Raw genomic sequence first — 26,084 nt, 5'->3', positions numbered from 1 at the left:
GATCTTCGGGCAGTCGGGTGACAGCCGAGTACGAGGTTATACGCCCTGACTGACAGAGCTCATGTTGAAATCCGGGATCCTCAGCGCGGGCATCGCGGCCCGGGTGAACCAGTCGCTCCACTCGCGCGGCAGCGTCTTCTCCGTGCGCCCCGCCTCCGTGGCCCGCCGCAGCAGGTCCACCGGCGACTCGTTGAACCGGAAGTTGTTCACCTGCCCGGTCACCTCGCCGTTCTCCACGAGGTACACACCGTCCCGGGTCAGGCCCGTGAGCAGCAGCGTCGCCGGATCCACCTCGCGGATGTACCACAGGCAGGTCAGCAGCAGCCCGCGCTCCGTGCGCGCGACCATGTCCTCCAGCGAGCTGTCGTCCCCGCCGTCCAGGATCAGGTTCCCCAGCACCGGGGCGACCGGCAGCCCGGTCAGGCCCGCGCTGTGCCGGGTGGTGGTCAGGTGCTTGAGCACCCCTTCGCGGATCCAGTCGGTGGTGCGGGTCGGCAGCCCGTTGTCGAACACGGACTGGTCGCCGCCGGAGGAGTGCGCGACCACGAAGGGCGGGCATTCCAGGCCGGGCTCGCTCGGGTCGCTGCGCAGCGTCAGGGGCAGCTCGCAGAGCCTCTCGCCCACGCGCGTGCCGCCCCCCGGCCTGGAGAACACGGTGCGCCCCTCGGCCGCGTCCCGGCCCGACGCGGACCACAGCTGGTAGATCAGCAGGTCCGCCACGGCCGTGGGCGGCAGCAGCGTCTCGTAGCGGCCGGCGGGCAGCTCCACCCGCCGCCCGGCCCAGCCGAGCCGTACGGCCAGCTCGGCGTCGACCGCGCCCGGGTCGAGGTCCTTGAAGTCCCGCGTGGAAAGGCCCGCCCAGGCCGAGCGCGTACGGTCCGGGGACTTGGCGTTCAGCTCCAGCGTGCCGGTGGGCTGGTCGTGCCTGAGGCGCAGCCCGGTCGACGTGCCCAGGTACGTCGAGACCAGCTCGTGGTTGGCGAAGCCGTACAGCTCACGGCCGCCCGCACGCGCGCGTGCGAACGCCTCGCCCAGCGCCGGCGCGAACTCCGCGAACACGGCGGAGGACGTCTCGGCCGGCGCGTCCGTGAAGTCCGGCGACCGAGGTACGCCGCCGACCAGCGGCTGCGCGTCCTCGGCGGGTCCGGCACCGCGCGCGGCGGCCTCGGCGGCCCGCACCAGCGGCTCCAGCTCCTGTGCGGTGACCGCCGAGCGCGAGACGACACCGGAGGCGGTGCCCTCCTTGCCGTCCACGGTCGCGATCACGGTGAGCGTACGACCCCGCGTCACCCCGTTCGTCGTGAGCGCGTTGCCCGCCCAGCGCAGGTTGGCGGTGGAGTGCTCGTCGGCGATGACGACGCAGCCGTCGGCACGGGACAGCGCCAGCGCCTGCTCGACGACCTCGTGCGGCTTGTGGGTACGGGCGCTCATCGGCCGGCCTCCTGCGTGGTGTTCAGAATGTTGACGCCCCTGAAGAGGGCCGACGGGCACCCGTGCGACACGGAGGCCACCTGGCCGGGCTGGGCCTTGCCGCAGTTGAAGGCGCCGCCGAGGACATAGGTCTGCGGACCGCCGACGGCGGCCATCGACCCCCAGAAGTCGGTCGTGGTCGCCTGGTAGGCCACGTCCTTCAGCTGCCCGGTGATCCGCCCGTTCTCGATCCTGAAGAAGCGCTGGCCGGTGAACTGGAAGTTGTAGCGCTGCATGTCGATCGACCAGGACCGGTCGCCCACCACGTAGATGCCCCGGTCGACCCCGCCGATCAGGCCCTCGGTGGACAGCCCCGCCGGGTCCGGCCGCAGCGAGACGTTGGCCATGCGCTGCACCGGCACATGGGCGGGGGAGTCGGCGTACGCGCAGCCGTTGGACCGGTCGAACCCGGTGAGCCGGGCGATCCGCCGGTCCAGCTGGTAGCCGACCAGCCTGCCGTCCTTCACCAGGTCCCAGGACTGCGCCTCGACCCCCTCGTCGTCGTACCCGATGGTCGCCAGCCCGTGCTCGGCGGTGCGGTCGCCGGTGACGTTCATCAGCTCGGAGCCGTACTTCAGCTTGCGCAGCTGGTCGAACGTGGCGAAGGAGGTGCCGGCGTAGGCGGCCTCGTAGCCGAGCGCGCGGTCCAGCTCGGTGGCGTGGCCGATGGACTCGTGGATGGTCAGCCACAGGTTGGACGGGTCGACCACCAGGTCGTACAGGCCCGGCTCCACGCTCGGCGCCCGCATCTTCTCCGCGAGCAGGTCGGGGATCCGCTCCAGCTCCCCGTCCCAGTCCCAGCCGGTGCCGGTCAGGTACTCCCAGCCCCGCCCGACCGGCGGCGCGAGGGTCCGCATCGAGTCGAACTCGCCGCTGGACTCGTCCACGGACACCGCGGTCAGCTCCGGATGCAGCCGCACCCGCTGCTGGGTCGTCACGGTCCCGGCCGTGTCGGCGTAGAACTTGTTCTCGTGCACGGTGAGCAGCGAGGCGTCCACGTGGCTGACCCCGTTCGCCGCCAGCAGCCGCGCGCTCCAGTCCGCCAGCAGCGCGGCCTTCTCCTCGTCGGGCACCGAGAAGGGATCGATCTCGTACGACGACACCCACGTACGGTCCGAGTGCACCGGCTCGTCGGCCAGCTCCACCCGCTCGTCCGCGCCGGCGGCCTCGATGACCTGCGCGGACAGCTTGGCCATGGCCACCGCCTGGGAGGCCACCCGGGCGGCCGCGTCCATGGTCAGGTCCACGCCGGAGGCGAAGCCCCAGGTGCCGCCGTGCACGACCCGCACCGCGTACCCGAGGTCGGTGGTGTCCGACGATCCGGCGGGCTTGGCGTCCCGCAGCCGCCAGGACGCGCTGCGCACCCGCTCGAAGCGGAAGTCCGCGTGCTCGGCGCCCAGCGCACGCGCGCGTGCCAGCGCCGCGTCGGCGAGGGCCCGTAGGGGAAGCGCCGTGAAGGCTTCGTCGATGGAATGGGGCACGGAGGTCTCCCTGCTGTCGTGGCCTGTCGGGTCGATCATGTCGTGGGAGCGGTCCGGTGGACCACACGTTTCAGGTCCGGACCCCGGTCGTTCTGTAGGGATCCGACAGCGACACCCCCGAGCCACTGTCGGTGCCCGATTGCCCGCGGGCGCGGCCGTACCGATAGGTTTTCGATGAAGCCGCCTGTCATCCAGGTGTTCGGGCGGGTTGTCGGACTTCTGCAGACCGCTATCGAAAGGGTGATCCGTTGAGCCGCTCGGTTCTCGTCACCGGAGGCAACCGGGGCATCGGCCTCGCCATCGCCCGCGTATTCGCCGACGCCGGCGACAAGGTCGCGATCACGTACCGGTCGGGTGAGCCGCCGGCCGGCTTCCTCGCCGTCAAGTGCGACATCACCGACCCCGAGCAGGTGGAGCAGGCCTACAAGGAGATCGAGGAGCAGCACGGCCCGGTCGAGATACTGATCGCCAACGCGGGCGTGACCAAGGACCAGCTCCTGATGCGCATGTCCGAGGAGGACTTCACCTCGGTCATCGACACCAACCTCACGGGCACCTTCCGCGTCGTCAAGCGCGCCAACCGCGGCATGCTGCGCGCCAAGAAGGGCCGCGTCATCCTGATCTCGTCCGTGGTCGGCCTGCTCGGTTCGGCGGGCCAGGCGAACTACGCCGCCTCCAAGGCCGCCCTGGTCGGCTTCGCGCGCTCCCTCGCCCGTGAGCTGGGCTCGCGCAACATCACCTTCAACGTCGTCGCGCCCGGTTTCGTCGACACCGACATGACCAAGGTGCTCACCGACGAGCAGCGCCAGGGCATCGTCTCCCAGGTGCCGCTCGGCCGTTACGCGCAGCCGGAGGAGATCGCCGCGACGGTGCGGTTCCTCGCCTCGGACGACGCTTCGTACATCACTGGAGCCGTCATCCCCGTTGACGGCGGACTGGGAATGGGTCACTGATCACCATGAGCGGAATCCTCGAGGGCAAGCGCGTCCTGATCACCGGTGTGCTGATGGAGTCCTCCATCGCCTTCCACGCGGCCAAGCTGGCCCAGGAGCAGGGTGCCGAGATCATCCTGACCGCGTTCCCGCGCCCCACGCTGACCGAGCGCATCGCCAAGAAGCTGCCGAAGCCCACCAAGGTCATCGAGCTGGACGTCACCAACGACGAGCACCTGGGCCGGCTGGCCGACATCGTCGGTGAGGAACTGGGCGGCCTCGACGGCGTCGTGCACTCCATCGGCTTCGCGCCGCAGGACGCGCTCGGCGGCAACTTCCTCAACACGCCGTTCGAGTCCGTGGCCACCGCCATGCACGTCTCGGCGTACTCCCTGAAGTCGCTGACCATGGCCTGCCTGCCGCTGATGCAGAACGGCGGCTCGGTGGTCGGCCTCACCTTCGACGCGCAGTACGCGTGGCCGCAGTACGACTGGATGGGCCCGGCCAAGGCCGCCCTGGAGGCGACCAGCCGCTACATGGCTCGTGACCTGGGCAAGCAGAACATCCGCTGCAACCTCATCTCGGCGGGCCCGATCGGCTCCATGGCCGCCAAGTCCATCCCGGGCTTCGGCGAGCTGGCCTCCGTGTGGGACACCCGCGCCCCGCTGGAGTGGGACCTGAAGGACCCGGAGCCGGCCGGCCGCGGCATCGTCGCCCTGCTGAGCGACTGGTTCCCGAAGACCACCGGCGAGATCATCCACGTCGACGGCGGTCTGCACGCGATCGGCGCCTGACCGCTGCCGCCGAGCCGGGAGACGGCGGAGGCCCGCACCCCTTCGGGGCTGCGGGCCTCCGCCATGTGGGGGGCGTGCGAGCGCAGTCGGACGGCAGGGCGGAGCACCGCGGAACCGGGGAGACGGAGGCGCGGCGTGTCACCCGTTCGGCCCACCGGCCGGGCGGCCACCGGCATGGCCGGCGCACCCTGATTACGCGGCCACACGCCTCCGCAGCCCGGCCGAGGAGGTCCCCTTGTGCGCCTGTCCCGCAGCCTGGCCCCGGTGACCGTAGCCCTGGCCCTCGTGCTCTCCCTGCCGTACGACGCGATGCCCTACGCGCGCGTGGCCGGCGCCAAACCGCCCGCGCCGAGCCTCTTCGGGGCCGCCTGCCGTACGGCCGTCCACGGCTCCCATGTGGTGGCCTACTGCCACAACCCCTATGTCGACACCGATCGCGTGCGTCTGCACATCGAGTGCGCCCGCTGGTGGGACATCGACACCGACAGCGCACCGGTGGACACCGGGGCCGCCATGACCGTGCGGCTCACGGGCCGCTGCTGGAAGGAGGTCCGCTCGGTCTGGATCAGCCACCAGAAGGAGCGCTGAACCGGCCCGGCCGGCACAGGAAGGGATAGCTCGCGGCCTCGGCGGAGGCCGCCCCCGCGTCCCCGGTGCGGATCGCGTCCACCAGGCGCCGGTGGTCCATGTGCGTCTCCGGCGTCAGCTCCGCGCCCACGTCCGCGCGCAGCCAGTCCCGCAGCGCCTCGCCCAGATCGGCGTACATCGCCGTCATCACGTCGTTGTGGGAGGCGGCCACGACGGCCAGGTGGAAGGTGGTGTCGGCGGTCACGAAGGCCTCCGCCTCGCCGGTCTCCCAGGCCGCCTCGCGCCGCTCCAGCAGGGCGTCCAGCTGCTTGAGGTCCTTCTCCGTGCGCCGCTCGGCGGCCAGCTTCGCCGCGGCCGACTCCAGCGCGGCGCGCAGCTCCGCGATGTGCCGGGGGTCGGCGTCGGCGAACCGGCGGTGCATCACACCGGCCAGCTCGCTCGTGGCGGCCACATAGGTGCCGGAGCCCTGCCGGATGTCCAGCAGTCCGTTGTGGGCGAGCGCGCGGACGGCCTCGCGAACGGTGTTGCGGGCGACCCCGAGCTGCTCCACCAGCTCCGGCTCCGTCGGGATGCGCGAGCCGACCGGCCACTCGCCGGAGGTGATCTGGCCTCGCAGTTCGGCGATGACCTGCTCGGACAGCGCCGAACGGCGCGGGTGGCTCAGGGGCATGGCCCACCTTCGCACGTGAGGCCCGGGCCCAGGCGTCCCGGGGATGGGCAACCAATCATCCCATGATTCTATGATGGTCGGCATGGCACGTGAGGAACCCCCGGCAGTGGAGACCCGTACGGCGATGTCCCCGACCGAACGCGGCACGGCCGCAGCGACGAGCACGCCCGAGACGACACCCGGCGCGGGCCGCACGCCCCCGTGGGCGACCCGCCTGGTCGTCGTCGGCATCGTGCTGTCCGCGCTGAACCTCCGGCCGGCCATCACCAGCCTCGGCGCCCTCCTGGAGGAGGTACGCGACGGGCTCGGCATGAGCGGCGGCGTGGCCGGAGTGCTCACCTCCGTGCCCCCGCTCTGCTTCGCCGTCTTCGGGGTCACCGCGCCCCGCCTGGCCCGGCGCTTCGGGCCGGCCGCCGTGGTGTGCGCCGGGATGGTCGCCATCACCGCGGGCCTGCTGATACGGCCGTATCTCGCCGGCACGGCCGGCTTCCTGGCCGCCAGCGCGCTCGCCCTGATGGGCATCGCCGTCAGCAACGTGCTCATGCCGGTCATCGTCAAGCGCTGGTTCCCCGACCGGGTCGGTTCCATGACCGGCCTGTACTCGATGGCCCTCGCCCTCGGCACCTCCGTCGCCGCCGCGGTGACCGTGCCCCTGACCGACGCCATGGGCGGCGACTGGCAGGCCGGCCTCGCCGTGTGGGCCGCCCTCGCGGGTGCCGCCGTCCTGCCCTGGCTGCCGCTCGTCCGGGACCGCGGCGGCGACACCGCGCCCGCCCGGCAGCGGGAGCGTGCGGCGCAGGAACGGCAGGCCACCGAGGAGCACGCCCCGCTGCGCATCACCCGCAGCCGTACCGCCTGGGCGCTCGCGGTGTTCTTCGGCCTCCAGGCGACCGCCGCCTACATCACCATGGGCTGGATGCCGCAGATCTTCCGGGACGCCGGCGTACCGGCCGGCACCGCGGGCGTGCTGCTCGCCGTCACCATGGTGATGGGCGTGCCGCTGGCCTTCGTCATCCCGCGGGTCGCCACCCGGCTGTCCCACCAGGGGCCGATCGTGCTGGCCCTGGGCGTGTGCGGCCTCGCCGGTTACGCCGGCCTGTACTTCGCCCCCGCCGCCGGTGCCTGGGCCTGGGCGCTGCTGCTGGGCGTCTCCAACTGTGCCTTCCCGCTGGCCCTCACGATGGTCGGCATGCGGGCCAGGAGCGGCCCGGGCGTGGCCCAGCTGTCCGCCTTCGCACAGAGCACCGGCTATCTGATCTCCATTCCCGGCCCGCTGCTGGTCGGCGTGCTCTACCAGCAGAGCGGCGGCTGGGGACTGCCGATCGCCCTCATGACGGGCCTGATGCTGCCGCAGATGGTGGTCGGCTTCCTGGCGGGCCGCGACCGCACCGTGGAGGAGGAGGCGGCGACGCGCTGACCCCCCGCGGTGGGGATCCGGGGGGCAGGGTGCGAGACTGGGCGCATGCAGCCTGTGCTCGACCCGAACCCGCAGAACGGCCAGAAGAAGATGCTGCTCGTCTTCGGCTCGTTCCTCGCCATCTTCGTGATCATCGCCGTCATCGCGACCCTCGCCTCCCCCTGACGGCCGCGTCCGGGCCGCTGCGCCCGGCGGATGGTGGGGCTGGCCCCCCATCCCCTAGGGGGTAAGGGTCAGGGTCAACTGGGTGGAAGTCCGGATGGGTTGGCGGCGCCGGATTCCGTAGCTTCGAGATGTGACCGCGCGACACGGTCACACACCCGCTCGAAGACCCCCGGAGGCGATCATGTCGGCCCGCACCCACCCCCGGCCCCACCCGGCGACCCCGGGTGGTGTCGACATCCGGCTGCCGTGGTGGGCCCTCGCCCTGCCCGCGCTCGCCTTCGTGGCACTGCTCGCGCTGATACTGAACCCGTCGGACGCCCACGCGGCGAGCAGCGCCCCGGCGATCACGCACCTCTTCGAGCGCGCCCAGCAGCTCCTCGCGCGCTGACCCGGAGCGCCCGCACGGGGTGAATCCGCATGTCAACTCCCTGCGCCGCATGGCCTGTTTCATGCGAAGCTGGGTTTCATGAGCGCCGCAGAACCTCGCAGGATCGTCCTCTTCCGGCATGCGAAAGCCGACTGGCCACAGGTGTCCGATCATGAGCGCCCGCTCGCCGAGCGGGGCCGCACGGACGCCGCGGTCGCCGGACGCAAGCTGGCCGACTCCGGTATCACCTTCGACCTGGCCCTGTGCTCCACCGCGACCCGGACCCGCGAGACCTGGAAGCTCGCCGTCCACGAGCTGGCGCACCGGCCCAGGACCGTCTACGAGGAGCGGGTCTACGATGCCTCGCCCGGCGAGCTGATCGCCGTGCTCAACGAGATCCCCGAGGACGTGCGGAACGTGATCCTGATCGGTCACAACCCGGGTATCCACGGCCTGGCCGACATCCTGTCCGGCACGGCCGAGGGTGACGCCCGCGAGCGGATGAACCGCCGCGGCTTCCCCGCCGCCGGCTTCGCCCTGCTGTCCTTCGACGGCCCTTGGAAGAGCCTGGAGCCGGGCGTGGCCGCGCTCACGGACTACTGGGCACCCACCGAGTGACCTCACCCCTGTGCGAGGAGGGCCCGGCACCGGTGCGGCGCCGGGCCCTCGCCCTTCCGGACCCCGCGGTCGGGATCAGCCCTCGTCGTGCGTGTCGGCCGCCTCGACCTCTTCGCGGGTGACGCCCAGCAGATACAGGACCGTGTCGAGGAAGGGGAAGTTCACCGCCGTGTGCGCGGCCTCGCGGACCACCGGCTTGGCGTTGAAGGCGACGCCCAGACCGGCCGCGTTCAGCATGTCCAGGTCATTGGCGCCGTCGCCGATCGCCACCGTCTGCGACAGCGGCACCCCGGCCTCCGCGGCGAACCGGCGCAGCAGCCGGGCCTTGCCCGCGCGGTCCACGATCTCGCCGGTGACCCGGCCGGTGAGCTTGCCGTCGACGATCTCCAGCGTGTTGGCCTGCGCGAAGTCCAAGCCCAGCCGTTCCTTCAGATCGTCCGTGACCTGCGTGAAACCACCGGAGACGACACCTACCTGGTAGCCGAGCCGCTTCAGGGTGCGGATCAGGGTGCGGGCGCCCGGCGTCAGCCGGACCTCGTCGCGCACCTTCTCCACCACGGAGGCGTCCAGCCCCTCCAGCAGTGCCACGCGCGCGTGCAGCGACTGTGCGAAGTCCAGCTCCCCGCGCATCGCCGCCGCCGTCACCTCGGCGACCTTGTCCTCGCAGCCTGCGTGCGCCGCGAACAGCTCGATGACCTCGTCCTGGATCAGGGTCGAGTCCACGTCCATGACGACGAGCCGCTGAGCGCGCCGGTGGAGTCCCGCCGCCACGACGGCCACGTCGACACCCAGTGCCGCCGCGTCCGACGCCAGGGCGGTGCGCAGCGGCTCCGTCTCCACGCCGGAGACGGCGAACTCCACGGCTGTCACTGGGTACTTGGCGAGTCGGAAGATACGGTCGATGTTGCCGCCGGCCTTCGCGATCCGGTCGGCGATGGCGGCCGTCGACTCGGCGGTCAGCGGACGGCCGAGGACGGTCACCAGCGAACGCCCGAGGCCGCGCGGCTGGTTGTCGCCGTGCCCGGAGATGATCTCCGCCTGCATCTTCATCGACTCGGCCCAGCTGTGCACGGTGGCCCTGAGATCGCCCTCCAGGCCGGCCGGCGGCTGCGTGACCAGCGCGCACAGCACCAGGCGGCCCCGCGTGACGACCTGCTCGATGTCGACCACGTCGACGAGGTAGGCGGCGAGGGTGTCGAAGAGGCCCGCCGTGATGCCCGGCCTGTCCTTGCCGAAGATCTTGACAAGGAGAGTGGGGATCTCGGGGGTCTGTGAGGCGGAGGTCTGCGAAGCGCTCATGGTGTCACCACCGTATCCGGCACCCAGTGCCGTCCGCCGCCGAGGTCCGCCTGACGGACACGGAACAATGGATGGCGCGCCGGTGTCAGGAATCTTGCCACCGGAAGACCGCACACCCGCCGGCGCGGCGGCCCCGGCCCTCACCACGACTGTGCCACGAGATGCCCTGCCGGGCAGGGGCGAGCAGTCACCCACCGCGCTTCGGCTTCCCCGGCGGTGGCGGAGACGGCGCGGACGGCGGCCGTCCGGCGTCGCCGTGCCCACGCGACCGATCATCCTGCGGCACGGGGGGATGGCGCCCGGGTGCCGGGAAGGAGCCGTAGCAGCCGAGGGCGGAGACGGAGGAAGTCAGGAGCATGGCCGTCAGCGGGGCGAGCGGGGGCACGGTGACGAGCGCCGAGACCGCCGGCCGTACGACCGGTGCACGGCGCTCCGGCCCCCCGGCGGCGGAGTACGCCGGGAGGCGAAGGAACGATCGGCGGGATGCCGGCACGCCGGCCCCGCCGCCGGGCAGCGTGGCGGGGGTGTCCGCGGGGCGGCGACCGGTGGAGTCGACCGCGGTTGCGGCGTGGATGAGACCGCCGGTCCGGTGGGGCAGCGATCCGTCCGCGTTCCCGTGGTCGGCGAGCCATCGCCTCCCTCGTCTCCCTCGTCGCCCGCGCCCGGCGGCCGGGCCGGCCCGGGCGAGCCGCCGTCGAGGGCGATGACGTCGTGACCGGCCCGGGCGAGGCCGCCCGGCATCGCCACGAAGAGCGCCAACACCGTGCCCGCCCGGATGAGGAGTTCGGTCGGCATGACGCCAACTCCGGTCGTACGCGGGGATCGTAGGAAGAACCGCGAGAGCAGCAGGACACCGACGGCGCTCACCCCGAGTGGCGTGATCTCGACGGCGGTGCGGGCTTCGGCGCTTCTCCGTCCGAGGCCTTCAGGCCGTAGGCGGGTACATGGTCCGACGGCGTGACCGGACCACCCGACCCGGCGCCACAACGGCCGCCGTCGTACGGCCCAGTGGGCCTGTCGGTACGTCCGACGAGGCGCAGGCCGAGCCGCGGCCGTGCCCGCCGTCCCGGTCAACGCCCAGCTCACTGCGGCGATCACGGACGGCGAGACGTCGTCCTTCCGGGGTGCCGCCGTGGCGCGCCGCGTGGCCCCGGCACTCGTGGCAGACCCCATGGCCCCGCGACCCGCGGCGCGGCATCGAGACCGCGCCTGCCCCCCCTTGCCGGGATCACCACTCTCCGGGCCGTTTTCCAGCTCGGCGCGGCGGCGGGTCGAAGCGTGCGGGGGCGCCCGTGAAGAGGTCCGGGTTTCGGTCAGGGGGCCGAGCCTGAAATAGTTCCCCACGATGTTCGACATCCCTAGACTCCCTGTGATGGGGGAAATTCGGGGGACAACTCAGTGGGGCATGGAGTGCCTGAACTCGTACTGGAATCAAACGGACGGACCTGGACGCTGGACCCGTCCAGGCCCTACACACTCGGTCGCGATCCGCAGGGTGACATCGTCTTCGACGACGCCAGGGTGTCCTGGCGGCACGCCACGGTCAGCTTCAACGGCCGCAGTTGGGTCATCGAGGACCATGGCAGCACCAACGGCACGTTCGTCCAGGGCCGGCGCATCCAGCAGACGGAGATCGCGCCGGGCGCGTCGCTGCACCTCGGCAACGCGACCGACGGACCGCGGCTGAACCTCTCCGGCGCCGCGGCGGGTCAGCAGCAGCCGGCGCCGTACGCCGCGCAGGGCGCCGGCGCGCCGGCCTGGGCCCAGCAGGCTCCGCAGCAGGCCGCCGCCGCACAGCCGCAGGCACCGGCCCCGCAGCAGGCCGTACCGCACCAGGCGCCGGCGCGGCAGCAGGCCCCGCAGGCCGGCTGGCAGCAGCAGGCGCCCGCGTTCCCGCAGCAGCAGGCGGCTCCCGACCAGTACGTACAGAGGGCACCCGGTGGTGGCGCGGGGGCGCCACCGGTCTACGGCGACCGCAGCCCGACCACCTTCCACCAGTTCTCCGTCGGCCGCGTGATGCGCATCGGCCGTGCCCTGGAGAACGACCTGGTCGTCTCCGACCTGCAGGTCTCCCGGCACCACGCCGAGTTCCACGCCACGCCCGACGGCCGGCTGGAGATCCGCGACCTCGGCTCCCACAACGGCACCTATGTCAACGGCCAGCCGATCCCCAAGGGCGGCTCGGTGCAGCTGGGGCCGGCCGACATCGTCGGCGTCGGCCACTCCACCTTCCGGATCGTCGGCGACCGGCTCGAGGAGTTCGTCGACACCGGTGAGGTCTCCTTCTCCGCGCGCCATCTGACCGTCACGGTCGACGGCGGCAAGCAGATCCTCAAGGACGTCTCCTTCGGCGTCCCGGAGAAGTCGCTGATCGCGGTCATCGGCCCGTCCGGCTCCGGCAAGTCGACCCTGCTCAAGGCACTCACCGGCTACCGGCCCGCCAACCAGGGCGAGGTCCTGTACGACAACCGCAACCTGTACAAGCAGTTCGCCGAGCTGCGCCAGCGCATCGGACTGGTCCCGCAGGACGACATCCTGCACAAGGAGCTGACCGTCAAGAAGGCCCTGAAGTACGCGGCCAAGCTCCGTTTCCCGGCCGACACCACCGCCGCCGAGCGCGACGCCCGCATCGACGAGGTGCTGCGCGAGCTCAAGCTCGACATCCACAAGGACAAGAGGGTCACCTCCCTCTCCGGTGGCCAGCGCAAGCGCGTCTCGGTGGCCCTGGAACTGCTCACCAAGCCGTCGCTGATCTTCCTGGACGAGCCGACCTCCGGTCTCGACCCGGGTATGGACCGCGATGTCATGCAGCTGCTGCGCGGCCTCGCCGACGACGGCCGTACGGTCCTCGTGGTCACCCACTCGGTGGCCGAGCTGGCACTGTGCGACAAGCTGCTGGTGATGGCGCCGGGCGGCGCGGTGGCCTACTTCGGGCCGCCGGAGGAGGCGCTGAACTTCTTCGGATACGACAGCTGGGCCGACGTCTTCTCCGCCTTCGAGAACTACCGCGACTACGACTGGGCGGGCCGCTGGAAGGGCTCGCAGCACTACCAGATGTACGCGGCCGACGTGGACTCCGTCGCCCCGCAGTCGGTTCACCACATGCCTCCGCCGCAGGCCATCAAGCCGCCCAAGCCGCAGGCCTGGGGTTCGCAGCTGCTGACCCTGATCCGGCGCTATGTGTCGGTCATCGCCTCCGACCGGGGCTTCTTGCTGCTGAGCGTGGTCCTGCCGGCGGTCCTCGGCGCGGTCAGCCTGCCGATCCAGCACAACCGCGGCCTGAAGGTCAACGCGGCGATCAACCCGCAGACCGGCCTGCACGTCCCCAACGGCACCGCCACCACCGTGCTGCTGATCCTCGCGGTCGGCGCGTGCTTCGCGGGGGCCGCGAACTCCGTGCGTGAGCTGATCAAGGAACGGGTCATCTACGAGCGGGAGCGGGCGACCGGCCTGTCCCGGTCGGCGTACCTGATGTCCAAGGTGGTCGTGCTCGGTACGGTCACCGTGCTGCAGGGACTGCTGGTCGGCGTGATCGGCTTCTCCAGCCGTGAGATCCCGGACCAGGGGCTCATCCTCGGCGGCTCCACCCTGCTGGAGCTGTGCCTGCCGATCATGGCCCTCGGCTTCACCTCGATGATGGTGGGCCTGGTGATCTCCTCGCTGGTGAAGACCGCCGAGAAGACCATGCCCCTGCTGGTGATGTTCGCGATCATCCAGGTCGTGTTCACCGGCTGCCTCTTCACCCTGCACGGCACGCTGGGTGTGAACGAGCTCTCGTACCTGATGCCGTCGCGCTGGGGCGTGGCCGCCGCCGGCACCACGCTGGACTTCAACAACATCGCCCCGAACACCGACGACCCGGGCAGCACCGACCCGCTGTGGAACCACACGGCCGGCGCCTGGGGCATGGACATGATCATCCTGCTCCTGCTCGGTGCGGTCTGCGGCTTCTTCGTGGCCCGCTTCCTGCGCCGCCACGAGCCGGAGGTCATGCGCAAGTAGCAGCGCCCTGACAAGGCCGAAGGGCGGCACCCCGCAACGGGGTGCCGCCCTTTCGCGTCTCTGAGAGGTCCGCGCCGACCTCAGTACGCGCTGTTGACGTTGTCCATCGAGCCGTACCGGTGGGCCGCGTAGTTGCAGGCGGCGGTGATGTTGGCGACCGGGTCGTAGATGTTCCACGACGTGCCGGACACGTGGTACGCGTTGAAGGTGGGCTGGATCACCTGCAGCAGGCCCTTGGACGGGATGCCGTTGATGGCGTTGATGTCCCAGTTGTTGATGGCCATCGGGTTGCCCGAGGACTCCCGCATGATGTTGCGGTGCAGACCGCTGTAGGAGCCGGGGATGTTGTGCTGCTTCATGATGTCCAGCGACTGCCGGATCCAGCCGTCGAGGTTGTTCGCGTAGGTCTTCGCGGCGACCGGCTGCATGTCGAGGCGCTGGGTGGAGCGGCTCGCGGCCTCCTTGGCGGCGCGGTCCTGCGCGGCCTTCTTGGCGGCGGCGTCGGCGGCGGCCTTCTTCGCGGCGTCGGCGGCGCGCTTCTTGGCGGCGGCCTCGTCGGCGGCCTTCTTCTGCGCGGCGAACGCGTCGAGCTTGACCGTCTGGTCGGCGAGCTGGTCGGTGACCGTGCCCTTGACGTTCTTCAGTGTCGTGCCGCCGGCGACCTGCGTGGCGGTCGCCGGGGCGCCGGTGGTGACCGTGTCCGCGTTGCTGGGGACGGCCGAGACGGCGATGGCGGCGGTGCCGAGAGCGGCGACACCGGCGATGGCGATCTTGTGCTGCTTCGTCAGGGCATTGGCCAGGACACGACTATGAGCACGATTGAGGATGTTCTTGGGCATGGCTGCTGGACCTCTTCGTTGGCGCGGAGGTCGCTCCTGCGTCCGCCGGGGGAATCGGCTCCTCCCACACGAACGCCGGGGGTCGGAAACCCGCGGCGCTGAGCGACGGGAGCAATTCTTAGCTGCCGCAAAATTCCCACGCAAAGATGTGACGTACGATCCGCCATAGTGGATCGCGGGACGGCAAAACGGGACAGACTGGGCCGTCTGCCCCGTTCATGTGGGGATGGTTTATCTCCTATGCCCGGTCGTACGTGATGTGGGCCCTATGTGCGGGCTCACATCGGAGGCGTATCGGTTTCACCAGGAGTTGCCAGCGCAACGCTGTCCGTAAGGGTCCTTCGTCCCAAGATGAGGTGCACGTCGCCGAACTCGTGCCACAGGTAGAGCCCGCGCAGAGCCTCCTCGTAGGCACGTGCGACCCCGGCCCGTCCCGCGACCGCCTCCAGCATCAGCAGATGCGAGGCCTCCGGGTCGTGCAGCCCGGTCAGCAGCCCGTCCACCACCCGCACGCCGCGCTCGGGCGTCACGACCAGGTCCGTCCATCCCCCGGCCGCCCGCACCACCCCGTCCGGCCCGGCCGCCGACTCCACGGCCCGCACGGCGGTCGTGCCGACGGCGATGACCCTGCCGTCGCCCGCCCTGGCGGCGTTGATCAGCCGCGCCGACGCCTCGGGCACCACGAACCGCTCCGGATACGGCGGCTCGTGCGCCTCCGTCGACGCCACCCCCGTGTGCAGCGTGATCGGCGCGAACTGCACACCACGGCTCACCAGCTCCGCCACCAGACGCGCGGTGAAGGGCCGCGCCGCGCTCGGCATCTCCGCACTGCCCGACCCGTCCGGCGACGGCAGCGCGAACACCGTCTGGTAGACCGGCAGCGGCTGGTCCCGCTCCGTGTGGGAGTAGCGAATGGGCCGCCCGTGGGCGCGCAGCAGCCCGAGGACGTCCCCGGCCGCCCGGGCCCACCACAGCCGCTGCCCGCGCGGGCTCAGCGGCTCCTCCAGCACCAGCCGCCCCGCCCCCGGCAGCACCACCTCCATATCCGCACGCACACGCACGCGCGCGCGTGGTGCCCCGTGCGTCCGGTTCCCGCAGCTCGACCGCCCACCGCCCGTCGTCCCCGCGCGTGGAGAAATGCACCACCACGCGCGTGTGCCCGACCCGCCCGTCCACCGCGGCGGCCAGCGTGGGCGAGGTGTTCACCACCAGCAGGTCCCCGGCCCGCAGCAACCGCGGCAGCTCCGGGAACGCGTGATGGGTCACCTCTGTCCCGCGCGACACCAGCAGCCGTACGGCGTCCCGGTCCAGCCCCGGACCGCGCTGCTCGGCGGGCACGCGCGCGGACAACTCCTCCGGAACCCGCACGACGAGGGTCACAGCTCCTCCAGCAGCGCCGGCGCCGCGTACCGCCCGCTGGCCGGCCGCTCGTCCAGCAGCCGCAGGAACGCCGGTACGACCACGGCCGGCGCCGGACGCGGATCGCGGTCGTCGGGTACGGCCGCCCCGTACAGGTCCGTCGCCATGTCCCCGGGATCCACCGCCCACACCCGCACGCCGGGCTCCTCCACGCCCAGCACCGCCGCGAGCTGGTCCAGGGCCGCCTTCGAGGCGCCGTAGCCGCCCCACGTCTCGTACGCCTCGGCCGCGGCGTCCGAGCTGACCGCGATCACGGCCCCGGCCGGCGACTCCCGCAACAGCGGCAGCGTCTCCCTGACCAGGCCCAGCGCGGCCACCACGTTCACCTCCAGGGCCCGCCGCAGCCCCTCCAGCGGCAGCTCGGCCAGCCGCACCAGCGGCTCGGCACCCAGCGCGCTCGCACTGCTCACCAGCAGATCGACACCGCCCAGCCGCCGCGCGGCCGCCACCAGCGCCGCCCGGTGCCCGGCGTCCGTCACATCCCCGGCCGGCGCCTCCACGCGCGTGCCGTGCCCGGCGATGCTCTCCGCGGCCTCCTTCAGGGCCTCGGCGCCCCGGGCGTCCAGCACCAGATCCCAGCCCCGCGCGGCCAGTGCCTCGGCGAGCGCTCGCCCCAGGCCCTTCGAGGCCCCCGTGATGATCGCTACCGGCATGACTACCGTCCCCTCGCCGTACCCTCGTGGGTCACCGCCGTCCGTCCGGCGGTGACGACACCGTAGGAACGGCACCGGTCCGGCCGCCTCGGGCGTGGGCCGCACCGGCGAGGGGTCCTTCGGCGTACACCGCGCGCCCCGGGCCGCAGGACCTACACCGGCCGACCTAGGACCAGCGGACCGGGCCCCGCCGCCACTGGCCCGATCCGCTTGTCAGACCCCGCCGGTACCGTGAGGACATGAGTCAAGGCCCCCGGTCCGGCCTCGCCGCGGTCAGTTCCGCGCTGCTGGCCATGAGCAGGCACCTGGAGGTGCGCGACGTCCTCAAGACGATCGTCGCCTCCGCCCGTGAGCTGCTCGACGCGCAGTACGCCGCCCTCGGCGTTCCCGACGACCACGGCGGCTTCGCCCAGTTCGTCGTCGACGGCGTCAGCGACGCCCAGTGGAAGGCCATCGGCCCGCTGCCCCGCCAGCACGGCATCCTCGCCGCGATGCTGCACGAGGCCCGCCCCGAGCGCCTCGCCGACGTTCGCAAGGACCCCCGTTTCGAGGGCTGGCCGTCCGCGCACCCGGACCTGGTCGACTTCCTGGGCCTGCCCATCCGCGACGGCGACGAGGTCATCGGCGCCCTCTTCCTCGCGAACAAGAACTGCCCCAAGCCGGGCGGCGGTTGCGGCTTCACCGAAGAGGACGAGGAACTGCTCGCCCTCCTCGCCCAGCACGCCGCCATCGCCCTCACCAACGCCCGGCTCTACGAGCGCAGCCGCGAGCTCACCATCGCCGAGGAACGCTCCCGGCTCGCCCACGAACTGCACGACGCGGTCAGCCAGAAGCTCTTCTCCCTGCGCCTGACCGCCCAGGCCGCGGCCGCCCTCGTCGACCGCGACCCCGCCCGCGCCAAGGGCGAACTGCACCAGGTCGCCGCGCTCGCCGCCGAGGCCGCCGACGAACTGCGCGCCGCGGTCGTGGAGTTGCGGCCCGCCGCCCTGGACGAGGACGGCCTGATCGCCACCCTGCGCACCCAGGCCCAGGTCCTCGACCGCGCCCACACCGCGCGCGTCACCTTCACGAGCAACGGCTTCCGCGCCCTGCCCGCCGCCCAGGAGGAAGCCCTGCTCAGGGTCGCCCAGGAGGCCCTGCACAACGCCCTGCGCCACTCCGGCGCCGCCCACGTCGACGTGAGCGTGAAACGGCGCGGCCGCGGAGCCGTCCTGCGCGTGACCGACGACGGGGACGGCTTCGACCCGAATGCGGTCCGCCGCGCCGGACGGCATCTGGGCCTGGTCTCGATGCGGGACCGCGCGAGCGGGGTCGGCGGCGCGCTGACCGTGGAGTCGGTGCCCGGCAAGGGCACCACGATCGAGCTGGAGGTCCCCGGTGGCTGACCCGATCAAGGTGCTGCTCGTCGACGACCACCAGGTCGTCCGCCGGGGGCTGCGCACGTTCCTGGAGGTGCAGGACGACATCGAGGTCGTCGGGGAGGCGGCCGACGGCGCCGAGGGCGTCGCCCGGGCCGAGGAGCTGCGGCCGGACGTCGTCCTGATGGACGTCAAGATGCCGGGCCTGGACGGTATCGACGCCCTGCGCAGGCTCCGCGAACTCGACAACCCCGCGCGCGTGCTGATCGTCACCAGCTTCACCGAGCAGCGCACGGTCGTACCGGCCCTGCGCGCGGGCGCCGCAGGGTACGTCTACAAGGACGTGGACCCCGACGCCCTCGCCGGCGCCATCCGCTCCGTGCACGCCGGCCACGTCCTGCTGCAGCCGGAGGTCGCAGGCGTCCTGCTCTCCCAGGAGGAGGCCAACTCCGGCCAGAGCCGAGGCGGATCGCTCACCGACCGGGAGCGCGAGGTGCTCGGCCTGATAGCGGACGGCCGCTCCAACCGCGAGATCGCCCGCGCCCTCGTCCTGTCCGAGAAGACCGTCAAGACGCACGTCTCCAACATCCTGATGAAACTCGACCTCGCCGACCGCACCCAGGCCGCGCTGTGGGCCGTACGCCACGGCATGACCGGCTGAAACGCCCTCCCCAACGCCTCCCCGCGGCCTTCGCCCACGGCAACACGGAGGGTCGCGGTCCGGACTGAGATTCATACCGTCGTGGGAATGTCACCCGGATGGCGCACCCTCCGGCGATCTCCGCCGTTCTTCAGTGCGTGCCGCGGCGAACCGCCGTGGTGACCGCTTAGGAGGGGTTGGAAAGTGAAGAACCTGAAGAAGGCAGCGGCCGTGACGTTGGTGGCCGGCGGGATCGTGGCCGCCGGTGCGGGGATGGCCTCCGCCACGACCGGCGGCTCCGTGGCGGCCGGCGAGGCCCACGGGTCCCCTGGCGTCGTCTCGGGCAATGTCGCTCAGGTGCCGGTGCACATCCCGGTGAACGCGGTCGGCAACAGCGTGAACGTCATCGGCGTGCTGAACCCGGCCTTCGGCAACCTGGGCCTCAACCACTGAGGTCCGGCCGGCAGTGACCACAGGCCTCCCGGTGCCCATCGGGAGGCCTTGTCATGTTGTCGTGCGACTGCCCGGACGGGCCCGCACACCCCGAGTGCCGTGACCCGCCGATGACTCCGGCGCCGATCCGCGCACGACCCACGCCCGGGGCAGACCGGCAGACGCAGGAGAAAGGTCCCATCCACATCGCCCAGGAGGCCGCCCCTCGCCGTGACCGCCGCCGGGGTCGCCGCGGGCGCCTGTGCCGGTGCCGGGCTGTCGTGGCCCTGGACGCCCGTGGCGCGGCCGTGGACTCCGCGGGCGTCGCCTCCCGCCTCACGGCCCAGGCCTCGGTCCCCGGCCGGTCAAGGTCGAGGGACTGACCGGCGACCTGGTCGCCGCGCTGAACCCGGCGTTCGGCGACAAGGGCGTGAACGGCTGAAACGCCTCGGGCTCCTCGGGCACGCAAGCCCGGAGGAGCCCATGCGGTTCAGCGCACTCCCCGCTGCCGCTCCTCCACGAAGGAGTTGTACGCCGCCACCTGAGCCCGCCGAGCCGTCCGCTCAACGGGCCGCAAGGCCTCCGCCCGCGCCGCCATCTCGCTGGAACTGACCGCACCCCCGTGCCCGTTGTCGTACGCCAGCGAGACCAGCAGGGCGACCCGCTGCGCCAGCTCCAACACCCGCACCGCACGTGGTGGGTACCCCGGCGCCAGCACCTCCCGCCCGCGCTCGGCCCGTGCCCGGTACGCGTCGATCGCCGCTTCCGCCACCGGACCCGACCCGGCGACGTCCAGCTTCGACAGCACCTCGGTCGCCTCGCGCAGCGCCTCCGCCAGCTCCCGCTCGGCCTCGCCGAGGGACGGCACATCGGCGGGCGGCGCCTCCCGTACCGGCAGCACCTGCCAGACCACCTCGGCATGTACATCACCCTCGGGGCCGGCCTCGTACACCTGGGGCACGAGACCGAAGGCGGCACCGAAGCAGACCACCGCCTCCTCGGCCTGCAGCGCCCGCGCATTGAACTCGGGCGGTCCACTCAGCCCCAGCGGATGGCCCGGCGCCGGCAGCGCGACCCGCAGGCCGGTCACCCCCAGCGTCCGCAGCCGCCCCAGCGCGAGCGTGAGCCCGACCGGCGCGGACTCCCCGGGCAGCCCTTCCACCCGGTGCACCGTGTCGTCGCCCACAACGGCGAGCGCGGCGTCATCCGGAGAGACAAATCCGGCCAAAAGGGCGTTTCCCCAAGCGGCAAGGCGTCCTGAGCGCGGTTCCGAGAGCATGCCTCCACCCTAAGGACCGGACCGAGGGAATGGAGCGGGGCACTCGTGGCGTAGATTTCATAAGGGCTGCGCCCACAGGCGCGGCGGACCGAGCCACAGGCGTACGCGACAGCCGGAACCGGCACACTGCAAGGGGAGACAACGCGCTCATGAGCGATGTTCTGGAGCTTCAGGACGTATCCGTGGTCCGCGAGGGCCGGGCTCTGGTGGACCAGGTCTCCTGGTCGGTGAAGGAGGGCGAGCGCTGGGTCATCCTCGGTCCCAACGGCGCCGGCAAGACCACCCTCCTGAACGTCGCCTCCAGCTACCTCTTCCCCAGCAAGGGCACCGCCACCATCCTCGGCGACACCCTCGGCAGGGTCGACGTCTTCGACCTGCGCCCCCGCATCGGCGTGGCCGGCGTCGCCATGGCCGAGAAGCTCCCCAAGCGCCAGACCGTCCTGGAGACGGTGCTGACGGCCGCGTACGGCATGACGGCGCACTGGCAGGAGGAGTACGACGAGGTCGACGAGCAGCGCGCCCGCGCCTTCCTCGACCGCCTCGGCATGAGCGACTACCTCGACCGCCGCTTCGGCACCCTCTCCGAGGGCGAGCGCAAGCGCACCCTCATCGCCCGCGCCCTGATGACCGACCCCGAGCTGCTCCTCCTCGACGAGCCCGCCGCGGGCCTCGACCTCGGCGGCCGCGAGGACCTGGTCCGCCGACTCGGCCGACTCGCTCGCGACCCCATCGCCCCCTCGATGATCATGGTCACGCACCACGTCGAGGAGATCGCCCCCGGCTTCACCCACGTGCTGATGATCCGCCAGGGCAAGGTCCTCGCCGCCGGCCCGATCGAGCTGGAGCTGACCTCCCGCAACCTCTCCCGCTGCTTCGGACTGCCGCTCGTCGTCGAGCAGGTCGGCGAGCGCTGGACCGCCCAGGGCCTGCCCATGGCCTGACCTCCGCGCGCTTGTCTTCGCGCCCTGTCCGCCGCCCGACCCCGGCCCTACCATGACCATGTGAACGACATCGACGCATGGGTGTGGTGGCTCGTCGGCGCGGCGGCGCTCGGAATCCCGCTCGTGGTCACCGCCATGCCGGAGTTCGGCATGCTCGCGGTGGGAGCCGTCGCGGCCGCGGTCGTCGCGGGACTCGGCTTCGACGCCGTCATCCAGGTCCTCGCCTTCGTCGTCGTCTCCGTCGCACTCATCGCCGTCGTCCGCCCGATCGCCGCCCGGCACGGCAGGCAACGCCCCCAACTCGCCACCGGTATCGACGCCTTGAAGGGCAAGCAGGCAGTCGTCCTGGAACGCGTCGACGGCTCCGGCGGCCGCATCAAGCTCGCCGGAGAAGTCTGGTCGGCGCGCTCCCTCGACACCGGCCGCGCCTACGAAGTGGGCCAGGAGGTGGACGTCGTGGACATCGAAGGAGCGACCGCCATCGTCATCTGAGGCATCCTGCCCACGAGTTGGGCGAAGGTCTGTCAGACTCGACCAGCAAGATCTTCTACAGGCGCGGATCTGCCGAACGCGCCGAGGCGGAGAGGGGTACGGGGAACACGATGGAACCGGTCATCATCGTCCTCATCATTCTGGTGGTGTTGGTCTTCATCGCCCTGATCAAGACCATCCAGGTCATCCCACAGGCCAGCGCCGCCATCGTCGAGCGCTTCGGCCGCTACACACGCACCCTGAACGCGGGCCTGAACATCGTGGTCCCGTTCATCGACACCATCCGCAACCGCATCGACCTGCGCGAACAGGTCGTACCGTTCCCGCCCCAGCCGGTGATCACCCAGGACAACCTGGTCGTCAACATCGACACGGTCATCTACTACCAGGTGACCGACGCCCGCGCGGCCACGTACGAAGTCGCCAGCTACATCCAGGCGATCGAACAGCTGACCGTCACCACGCTCCGCAACATCATCGGCGGCATGGACCTCGAACGCACCCTGACCTCCCGCGAGGAGATCAACGCGGCCCTGCGCGGCGTCCTCGACGAGGCGACGGGCAAGTGGGGCATCCGCGTCAACCGCGTGGAACTGAAGGCCATCGAGCCGCCGACCTCCATCCAGGACTCGATGGAGAAGCAGATGCGTGCCGACCGGGACAAGCGCGCCGCGATCCTCACCGCCGAAGGTACGCGCCAGGCCGCGATCCTCACCGCCGAGGGCGAGAAGCAGTCCCAGATCCTGCGCGCCGAGGGTGAGGCCAAGGCCGCCGCCCTGCGCGCCGAAGGCGAGGCCCAGGCGGTCCGTACGGTCTTCGAGGCCATCCACGCCGGCGACCCCGACCAGAAGCTCCTGTCCTACCAGTACCTGCAGATGCTCCCGAAGATCGCCGAGGGCGACGCCAACAAACTCTGGATCGTCCCCAGCGAAATCGGCGACGCCCTCAAGGGCCTCTCCGGCGCGATGGGCAACTTCGGCCCGCTGGGTGGCGGCGGCCAGGGCAACGGCGGAGCCAACGTGCCCTCGCAGAACAACGGCCCGGAGCGCCGGGAGAAGCCGAGCATCGACTAGCGTCAGGCCGCGTCCCGGCCCAACCAGTCAGGCAGTGCCTCGAACTCCTCGGCACCCAAAGCCAAGAGCATCGCATCCGCGGGAGTCGGCTCGAACGGCTCCCTCAGCAAAGCCATCCCCGCCTCCTCGGGAGTCCGGTTGGCCTTCCGATGGTTGTCCTCCGCACACGCGGCAACCGTGTTCAGCCACGTGTCCTGCCCACCCTGCGACCGCGGCAGCACATGGTCCACGGTCGTCGCCCTGCGCCCGCAGTACGCGCACCGGTGCCGGTCCCGGACCAGCACGCCCCGCCTCGACCACGGGGCTTGTCTTCGGAACGGCACCCGTACGTACCTGCACAGCCTGATCACCCGAGGCGCGGGTATGTCCACATCGGCACCGCGCATGCGCAGTTCGGGATGGGCCTGCTCGACGACGGCCTTGTCCTGCAGCACCAGCACGACGGCTCGGTTCAACGTCACCGTCGACAGCGGCTCGAAGCTCGCGTTCAGCACCAGCGTGTCCCGCATCCAGCCCACCTCCCGTGCGCACCTGCCCACCCCCCGGCGGGCTTGGATCAACTCTGGACGGGCGCGCCGAGATGGACAACGCAATAAAAAATGCCCGCCTCCGATCACTTCCAAGACCGGAGGTGGGCAAACGTTCCATGAACGCTCGGCTGAATCCGTGCTGTGCGGTCAGCCCCGCGCCGGGTTCTCGTACTCGCCGATGAGCTGCGCACGCGCGATCGCGTGGAACCGCAGATTGAAGCCGACGACGGCCGGCGACACGTCCGAATCCGGACCCAGCTTCTCCTGATCCACGGCGTACACCGTGAAGACGTAGCGGTGCGGCCCGTCCCCGGGAGGCGGCGCGGCGCCACCGAAGTCCTTCGTCCCGTAGTCGTTGCGCACATGCACCGCGCCCTCGGGCAGGCCCTCGAACTTACCGCTGCCCGCACCCGCCGGCAGCTCCGTCACGGAGGCCGGGATGTCGAACAGGACCCAGTGCCAGAACCCGCTGCCGGTCGGCGCGTCGGGGTCGTAGCAGGTCACGGCGAAGCTCTTGGTCTCCGGCGGGAAGCCCTCCCAGCGCAGCTGCGGAGAGGTGTTGCCCTCCGCATGGACCTGGGCGCTGCCCAGCGTTGCGCCCTCCTCGATGTCCGTGCTCGTCACCGTGAACGACGGCACGGGCGGATGGAAGTCGTGGGGGAGCGGCCGTCGCTTGAGCTCGGTCACCTCGGTACCTCCTGATCGATGATCTGGAACCAGCAGCACCCGAGCCTAGAACCAGTTGCGCCTGCTGCCGACCTCGGACAGCCACTGGTTCAGATAAGCCGCCCAGTCGGTCCCCTGCCAGTCGTGCTGCCCCACCTGGAACGACCGGTAGGTGTCCGAGCCCTCGCTGAACAGGCCCGGCTTCTTGTCCATCTCCAGCACGACGTCCATCGCGTGCTCGTCGGCCACGAAGCTCAGCTCGACCTGGTTCAGACCCCGGTACTGCGACGGGGGGTGGAACTCGATCTCCTGGTAGAAGGGCAGCGTCTGCCGCGTACCCCGGATGTGACCGCGTTCCATGTCCGCGTTCTTGAAGCGGAAGCCCAGCTGGATGAAGGCGTCCAGGATCGCCTTCTGCGCCGGCAGCGGGTGGACGTTGATCGGGTCCAGGTCGCCGGAGTCCACGGCACGCGCGATCGCCAGCTCGGTCGTCACGCCGATGTGCATCCCGCGCAGCGCCTGCCCGTCGATCATGGTGACTGGCGTCTCCCAGGGGATCTCGAGCCCGAACGGCACCGCGTGCACGGCACCCGCCCGCAGCTCGAAGGCACCGCCGAGCCGCACCTTCGTGAACTCGATGTCCTGCTTGTACTCCTGGTCGCCGCTCTCCACCTCGACCTTGGCCTGCAGACCGACGGACAACCCCTCGATGTCCTGGTTCACGGACCCGCCCTGGATCCGCACCTCACCCTGGACGACACCGCCCGGCACGACATTGACCTCGGTCAGCACCGTCTCGACCGACGCCCCACCCGCACCGAGGCTCGCGAGCAGCTTCTTGAACGCCATTGACTCTCCCTTTACGAAGGACCCTCGACCCCTACAAACGCGATCCACCCCTGACCGGTTCCGCCAGGCCCGGTGCTCCGGCTGCACTACCCTCGGGGGCCATGATCGCGCCCCCGGACCGTACGCCACTCCCCAGAGAGTTCTTCGACCGCCCGGTGCTCGAGGTGGCACCGGACCTGCTCGGCCGCATCCTGGTCCGTACGACACCCGAGGGTCCGATCGCCGTCCGCCTCACCGAGGTCGAGGCGTACGACGGCCCGAACGACCCCGGCTCACACGCCTACCGTGGCCGCACCGCCCGCAACGAGGTGATGTTCGGTCCGCCCGGACACGTCTACGTCTACTTCACCTACGGCATGTGGCACTGCATGAACCTCGTGTGCGGTCCCGAGGGGCGCGCGAGCGCCGTGCTGCTCCGCGCGGGGGAAGTGGTCGAGGGCACCGAACTGGCCCGGAAACGGCGACTTTCGGCCCGCAACGACAAGGAACTGGCCAAGGGGCCGGCCCGCCTGGCGACGGCCCTGGAAGTCGACCGCGCCCTGGACGGCACGGACGCGTGCGCTCCCGGTGAGACCCTCCTGAGGATGCTGACCGGCACGCCGGTCCCCCCTGACCAGGTACGAAGCGGCCCTCGCACCGGCGTCGCCGGCGAAGGCGGCAACGGCGACGTCCATCCCTGGCGTTACTGGGTCGTGGACGACCCGACGGTGAGCCCCTATCGAGCCCATGTACCGAGGCGTCGCCGAAGTTGACGCGCCCCGCGAAGGTGCGTAACGTATCCCGAGCCGCTGAACCGGGTACGGCGATCGCCTGCAGCCGGAGCGGCCAACCCACTACCAGCTACAGCCCCTCAGCGGGGTCGATTTTGGCGCGCCTGTGTGCCCGAATTCGAACTCGCGAGACTCGATTATGAGTCGCCGAGAGAATGAGCTAACGTAGTGAATGTCGAAAGGGCGGACGGCGAAAGCCGAAAACCCCGAGACAATCCCGCCGGCCGGGAATCGGACACCGAAAGGATCTGATAGAGTCGGAAACACCGAAGGGAAGCGCCCGGAGGAAAGCCCGAGAGGGTGAGTACGAAGGAAGCGACCGTTCCTTGAGAACTCAACA

26 protein-coding genes and 1 pseudogene are annotated in these 26,084 nt (G+C 71.2%); 15 read left to right on the top strand and 12 right to left on the bottom strand.

All coding sequences use genetic code 11. The features are described 5' to 3' along the window. Positions 1-36: 36 nt before the first annotated feature. Entirely contained in the window at positions 37-1,431 is a 1,395-nt protein-coding gene (locus tag AB0L59_RS30665; protein WP_365589880.1) for a TldD/PmbA family protein, read from the bottom strand. Continuing rightward, the gene (locus AB0L59_RS30660; protein WP_365589879.1) at positions 1,428-2,951 is read right to left on the bottom strand and encodes a TldD/PmbA family protein; all 1,524 of its coding nucleotides are present in this window, start codon (positions 2,949-2,951) and stop codon (positions 1,428-1,430) included. Before AB0L59_RS30660 ends, AB0L59_RS30665 begins: the two co-directional genes overlap by 4 nt. A 248-nt stretch (positions 2,952-3,199) precedes the next feature. Between AB0L59_RS30660 and fabG the strand changes: the two genes are divergently transcribed. The 3 genes from fabG to AB0L59_RS30645 all read left to right on the top strand — a co-directional run bounded on the left by fabG (position 3,200) and on the right by AB0L59_RS30645 (position 5,265). Beyond that, positions 3,200-3,904, top strand: a complete 705-nt coding sequence (gene fabG / locus AB0L59_RS30655; protein WP_365589878.1) for a 3-oxoacyl-[acyl-carrier-protein] reductase — start codon at positions 3,200-3,202, stop codon at positions 3,902-3,904. A gap of 5 nt (positions 3,905-3,909) precedes the next feature. Beyond that, positions 3,910-4,677, top strand: a complete 768-nt coding sequence (gene fabI, locus AB0L59_RS30650) for an enoyl-ACP reductase FabI (protein ID WP_365589877.1) — start codon at positions 3,910-3,912, stop codon at positions 4,675-4,677. Between the two features lie 237 nt (positions 4,678-4,914). After that, positions 4,915-5,265 (top strand): hypothetical protein, encoded by a 351-nt coding sequence (locus AB0L59_RS30645; protein ID WP_365589876.1) that lies wholly within the window; start codon positions 4,915-4,917, stop codon positions 5,263-5,265. Here the strand turns inward: AB0L59_RS30645 and AB0L59_RS30640 are convergent. Further along, a complete protein-coding gene (locus tag AB0L59_RS30640; RefSeq protein ID WP_365589875.1) occupies positions 5,243-5,935 on the bottom strand; it encodes a FadR/GntR family transcriptional regulator in 693 nt (230 codons plus the stop codon). The two genes, AB0L59_RS30645 and AB0L59_RS30640, sit on opposite strands and share 23 nt — an antisense overlap. Before the next feature lie 82 nt (positions 5,936-6,017). Here AB0L59_RS30640 and AB0L59_RS30635 point away from each other — a divergent pair, with 82 nt between their 5' ends. The 4 genes from AB0L59_RS30635 to AB0L59_RS30620 all read left to right on the top strand — a co-directional run bounded on the left by AB0L59_RS30635 (position 6,018) and on the right by AB0L59_RS30620 (position 8,502). Then, on the top strand, positions 6,018-7,352 hold the full coding sequence (locus AB0L59_RS30635; protein ID WP_365589874.1) for a CynX/NimT family MFS transporter: 1,335 nt from the start codon (positions 6,018-6,020) through the stop codon (positions 7,350-7,352). 45 nt (positions 7,353-7,397) lie between these two features. Next, on the top strand, positions 7,398-7,517 hold the full coding sequence (locus AB0L59_RS30630) for an SGM_5486 family transporter-associated protein (RefSeq protein WP_099054974.1): 120 nt from the start codon (positions 7,398-7,400) through the stop codon (positions 7,515-7,517). A gap of 181 nt (positions 7,518-7,698) precedes the next feature. Continuing rightward, the gene (locus AB0L59_RS30625) at positions 7,699-7,905 is read left to right on the top strand and encodes a hypothetical protein (protein ID WP_365589873.1); all 207 of its coding nucleotides are present in this window, start codon (positions 7,699-7,701) and stop codon (positions 7,903-7,905) included. A 78-nt stretch (positions 7,906-7,983) separates the two neighbouring features. Then, positions 7,984-8,502 carry a histidine phosphatase family protein gene (locus AB0L59_RS30620; RefSeq protein ID WP_365589872.1) on the top strand — a complete coding sequence of 173 codons (519 nt, stop codon included), beginning with the start codon at positions 7,984-7,986 and terminating at the stop codon, positions 8,500-8,502. A gap of 75 nt (positions 8,503-8,577) precedes the next feature. Here the strand turns inward: AB0L59_RS30620 and serB are convergent, their stop codons facing one another. Together serB and AB0L59_RS30610 are read right to left on the bottom strand one after the other, a co-directional pair. Next, positions 8,578-9,801, bottom strand: a complete 1,224-nt coding sequence (gene serB / locus AB0L59_RS30615) for a phosphoserine phosphatase SerB (protein ID WP_365589871.1) — start codon at positions 9,799-9,801, stop codon at positions 8,578-8,580. Positions 9,802-10,164: 363 nt separating this feature from the next. Beyond that, entirely contained in the window at positions 10,165-10,974 is an 810-nt protein-coding gene (locus AB0L59_RS30610; RefSeq protein ID WP_365589870.1) for a hypothetical protein, read from the bottom strand. A gap of 237 nt (positions 10,975-11,211) precedes the next feature. Here AB0L59_RS30610 and AB0L59_RS30605 point away from each other — a divergent pair, with 237 nt between their 5' ends. Continuing rightward, positions 11,212-13,803 carry an FHA domain-containing protein gene (locus AB0L59_RS30605; protein WP_365589869.1) on the top strand — a complete coding sequence of 864 codons (2,592 nt, stop codon included), beginning with the start codon at positions 11,212-11,214 and terminating at the stop codon, positions 13,801-13,803. Positions 13,804-13,883: 80 nt separating this feature from the next. Here the strand turns inward: AB0L59_RS30605 and AB0L59_RS30600 are convergent, their stop codons facing one another. From AB0L59_RS30600 to AB0L59_RS30590, 3 genes and pseudogenes are all read right to left on the bottom strand, one after another. Beyond that, complete coding sequence (locus AB0L59_RS30600) at positions 13,884-14,642, bottom strand: transglycosylase SLT domain-containing protein (protein ID WP_365589868.1); 759 nt, start codon at positions 14,640-14,642, stop codon at positions 13,884-13,886. 300 nt (positions 14,643-14,942) lie between these two features. Then, positions 14,943-16,022: pseudogene (locus AB0L59_RS30595) on the bottom strand (S-adenosylmethionine:tRNA ribosyltransferase-isomerase). Beyond that, entirely contained in the window at positions 16,019-16,714 is a 696-nt protein-coding gene (locus tag AB0L59_RS30590; RefSeq protein ID WP_365589867.1) for an SDR family oxidoreductase, read from the bottom strand. The pseudogene AB0L59_RS30595 and the gene AB0L59_RS30590 overlap by 4 nt, the downstream one beginning before the upstream one ends. 239 nt (positions 16,715-16,953) lie before the next feature. On the opposite strand from AB0L59_RS30590, the gene AB0L59_RS30585 reads away from it, so the two are divergent. From AB0L59_RS30585 to AB0L59_RS30575, 3 genes are all read left to right on the top strand, one after another. Further along, complete coding sequence (locus tag AB0L59_RS30585) at positions 16,954-18,099, top strand: GAF domain-containing sensor histidine kinase (RefSeq protein WP_365589866.1); 1,146 nt, start codon at positions 16,954-16,956, stop codon at positions 18,097-18,099. Continuing rightward, complete coding sequence (locus tag AB0L59_RS30580) at positions 18,092-18,733, top strand: response regulator transcription factor (protein WP_365589865.1); 642 nt, start codon at positions 18,092-18,094, stop codon at positions 18,731-18,733. Before AB0L59_RS30585 ends, AB0L59_RS30580 begins: the two co-directional genes overlap by 8 nt. A 183-nt stretch (positions 18,734-18,916) precedes the next feature. Beyond that, positions 18,917-19,165, top strand: coding sequence for a chaplin (locus tag AB0L59_RS30575; protein WP_365589864.1), 249 nt, complete (start codon positions 18,917-18,919; stop codon positions 19,163-19,165). A gap of 469 nt (positions 19,166-19,634) precedes the next feature. On the opposite strand, the gene AB0L59_RS30570 is transcribed toward AB0L59_RS30575, so the two are convergent. Further along, positions 19,635-20,423 carry a hypothetical protein gene (locus tag AB0L59_RS30570; protein WP_365589863.1) on the bottom strand — a complete coding sequence of 263 codons (789 nt, stop codon included), beginning with the start codon at positions 20,421-20,423 and terminating at the stop codon, positions 19,635-19,637. Positions 20,424-20,572: 149 nt separating this feature from the next. On the opposite strand from AB0L59_RS30570, the gene AB0L59_RS30565 reads away from it, so the two are divergent. From AB0L59_RS30565 to AB0L59_RS30555, 3 genes are all read left to right on the top strand, one after another. Then, a complete protein-coding gene (locus AB0L59_RS30565) occupies positions 20,573-21,364 on the top strand; it encodes an ABC transporter ATP-binding protein (protein ID WP_365589862.1) in 792 nt (263 codons plus the stop codon). Positions 21,365-21,424: 60 nt separating this feature from the next. Next, positions 21,425-21,856: an NfeD family protein gene (locus AB0L59_RS30560; RefSeq protein WP_365589861.1), complete on the top strand. Its 432-nt coding sequence runs from the start codon at positions 21,425-21,427 to the stop codon at positions 21,854-21,856. Between the two features lie 110 nt (positions 21,857-21,966). Then, positions 21,967-22,929 (top strand): SPFH domain-containing protein, encoded by a 963-nt coding sequence (locus tag AB0L59_RS30555; protein ID WP_365589860.1) that lies wholly within the window; start codon positions 21,967-21,969, stop codon positions 22,927-22,929. A 2-nt stretch (positions 22,930-22,931) separates the two neighbouring features. Here AB0L59_RS30555 and AB0L59_RS30550 read toward each other — a convergent pair whose 3' ends face one another. From AB0L59_RS30550 to AB0L59_RS30540, 3 genes are all read right to left on the bottom strand, one after another. Then, positions 22,932-23,438: an HNH endonuclease gene (locus AB0L59_RS30550; protein WP_365589859.1), complete on the bottom strand. Its 507-nt coding sequence runs from the start codon at positions 23,436-23,438 to the stop codon at positions 22,932-22,934. A 168-nt stretch (positions 23,439-23,606) separates the two neighbouring features. Next, complete coding sequence (locus AB0L59_RS30545; protein WP_365589858.1) at positions 23,607-24,146, bottom strand: YbhB/YbcL family Raf kinase inhibitor-like protein; 540 nt, start codon at positions 24,144-24,146, stop codon at positions 23,607-23,609. A 45-nt stretch (positions 24,147-24,191) separates the two neighbouring features. Further along, positions 24,192-24,974: a sporulation protein gene (locus AB0L59_RS30540; RefSeq protein WP_365589857.1), complete on the bottom strand. Its 783-nt coding sequence runs from the start codon at positions 24,972-24,974 to the stop codon at positions 24,192-24,194. A 101-nt stretch (positions 24,975-25,075) separates the two neighbouring features. On the opposite strand from AB0L59_RS30540, the gene AB0L59_RS30535 reads away from it, so the two are divergent. Next, on the top strand, positions 25,076-25,726 hold the full coding sequence (locus AB0L59_RS30535; protein WP_365589856.1) for a DNA-3-methyladenine glycosylase: 651 nt from the start codon (positions 25,076-25,078) through the stop codon (positions 25,724-25,726). Positions 25,727-26,084: the final 358 nt, after the last annotated feature.

Source organism: Streptomyces sp. NPDC052109 (assembly GCF_040680195.1).
Taxonomy (GTDB): domain Bacteria; phylum Actinomycetota; class Actinomycetes; order Streptomycetales; family Streptomycetaceae; genus Streptomyces.
The sequence above is the reverse complement of the archived record's forward strand: the minus strand, read 5'-3'. Positions and strand labels throughout refer to the sequence as shown.

Excerpts from the sequence above, each read along its gene's own strand:
- AB0L59_RS30550 (WP_365589859.1), bottom strand. The coding sequence starts at position 23,438 with ATGCGGGACACGCTGGTGCTGAACGCGAGCTTCGAGCCGCTGTCGACG.
- serB (WP_365589871.1), bottom strand. The coding sequence starts at position 9,801 with ATGAGCGCTTCGCAGACCTCCGCCTCACAGACCCCCGAGATCCCCACT.
- AB0L59_RS30635 (WP_365589874.1), top strand. The coding sequence starts at position 6,018 with ATGGCACGTGAGGAACCCCCGGCAGTGGAGACCCGTACGGCGATGTCC.
- AB0L59_RS30600 (WP_365589868.1), bottom strand. The coding sequence starts at position 14,642 with ATGCCCAAGAACATCCTCAATCGTGCTCATAGTCGTGTCCTGGCCAAT.
- AB0L59_RS30535 (WP_365589856.1), top strand. The coding sequence starts at position 25,076 with ATGATCGCGCCCCCGGACCGTACGCCACTCCCCAGAGAGTTCTTCGAC.
- AB0L59_RS30665 (WP_365589880.1), bottom strand. The coding sequence starts at position 1,431 with ATGAGCGCCCGTACCCACAAGCCGCACGAGGTCGTCGAGCAGGCGCTG.
- AB0L59_RS30620 (WP_365589872.1), top strand. The coding sequence starts at position 7,984 with ATGAGCGCCGCAGAACCTCGCAGGATCGTCCTCTTCCGGCATGCGAAA.
- AB0L59_RS30640 (WP_365589875.1), bottom strand. The coding sequence starts at position 5,935 with ATGCCCCTGAGCCACCCGCGCCGTTCGGCGCTGTCCGAGCAGGTCATC.
- fabI (WP_365589877.1), top strand. The coding sequence starts at position 3,910 with ATGAGCGGAATCCTCGAGGGCAAGCGCGTCCTGATCACCGGTGTGCTG.
- AB0L59_RS30555 (WP_365589860.1), top strand. The coding sequence starts at position 21,967 with ATGGAACCGGTCATCATCGTCCTCATCATTCTGGTGGTGTTGGTCTTC.
- AB0L59_RS30540 (WP_365589857.1), bottom strand. The coding sequence starts at position 24,974 with ATGGCGTTCAAGAAGCTGCTCGCGAGCCTCGGTGCGGGTGGGGCGTCG.
- AB0L59_RS30625 (WP_365589873.1), top strand. The coding sequence starts at position 7,699 with ATGTCGGCCCGCACCCACCCCCGGCCCCACCCGGCGACCCCGGGTGGT.
- AB0L59_RS30630 (WP_099054974.1), top strand. The coding sequence starts at position 7,398 with ATGCAGCCTGTGCTCGACCCGAACCCGCAGAACGGCCAGAAGAAGATG.
- AB0L59_RS30610 (WP_365589870.1), bottom strand. The coding sequence starts at position 10,974 with ATGGGGTCTGCCACGAGTGCCGGGGCCACGCGGCGCGCCACGGCGGCA.
- AB0L59_RS30570 (WP_365589863.1), bottom strand. The coding sequence starts at position 20,423 with ATGCTCTCGGAACCGCGCTCAGGACGCCTTGCCGCTTGGGGAAACGCC.
- AB0L59_RS30590 (WP_365589867.1), bottom strand. The coding sequence starts at position 16,714 with ATGCCGGTAGCGATCATCACGGGGGCCTCGAAGGGCCTGGGGCGAGCG.
- AB0L59_RS30565 (WP_365589862.1), top strand. The coding sequence starts at position 20,573 with ATGAGCGATGTTCTGGAGCTTCAGGACGTATCCGTGGTCCGCGAGGGC.
- AB0L59_RS30585 (WP_365589866.1), top strand. The coding sequence starts at position 16,954 with ATGAGTCAAGGCCCCCGGTCCGGCCTCGCCGCGGTCAGTTCCGCGCTG.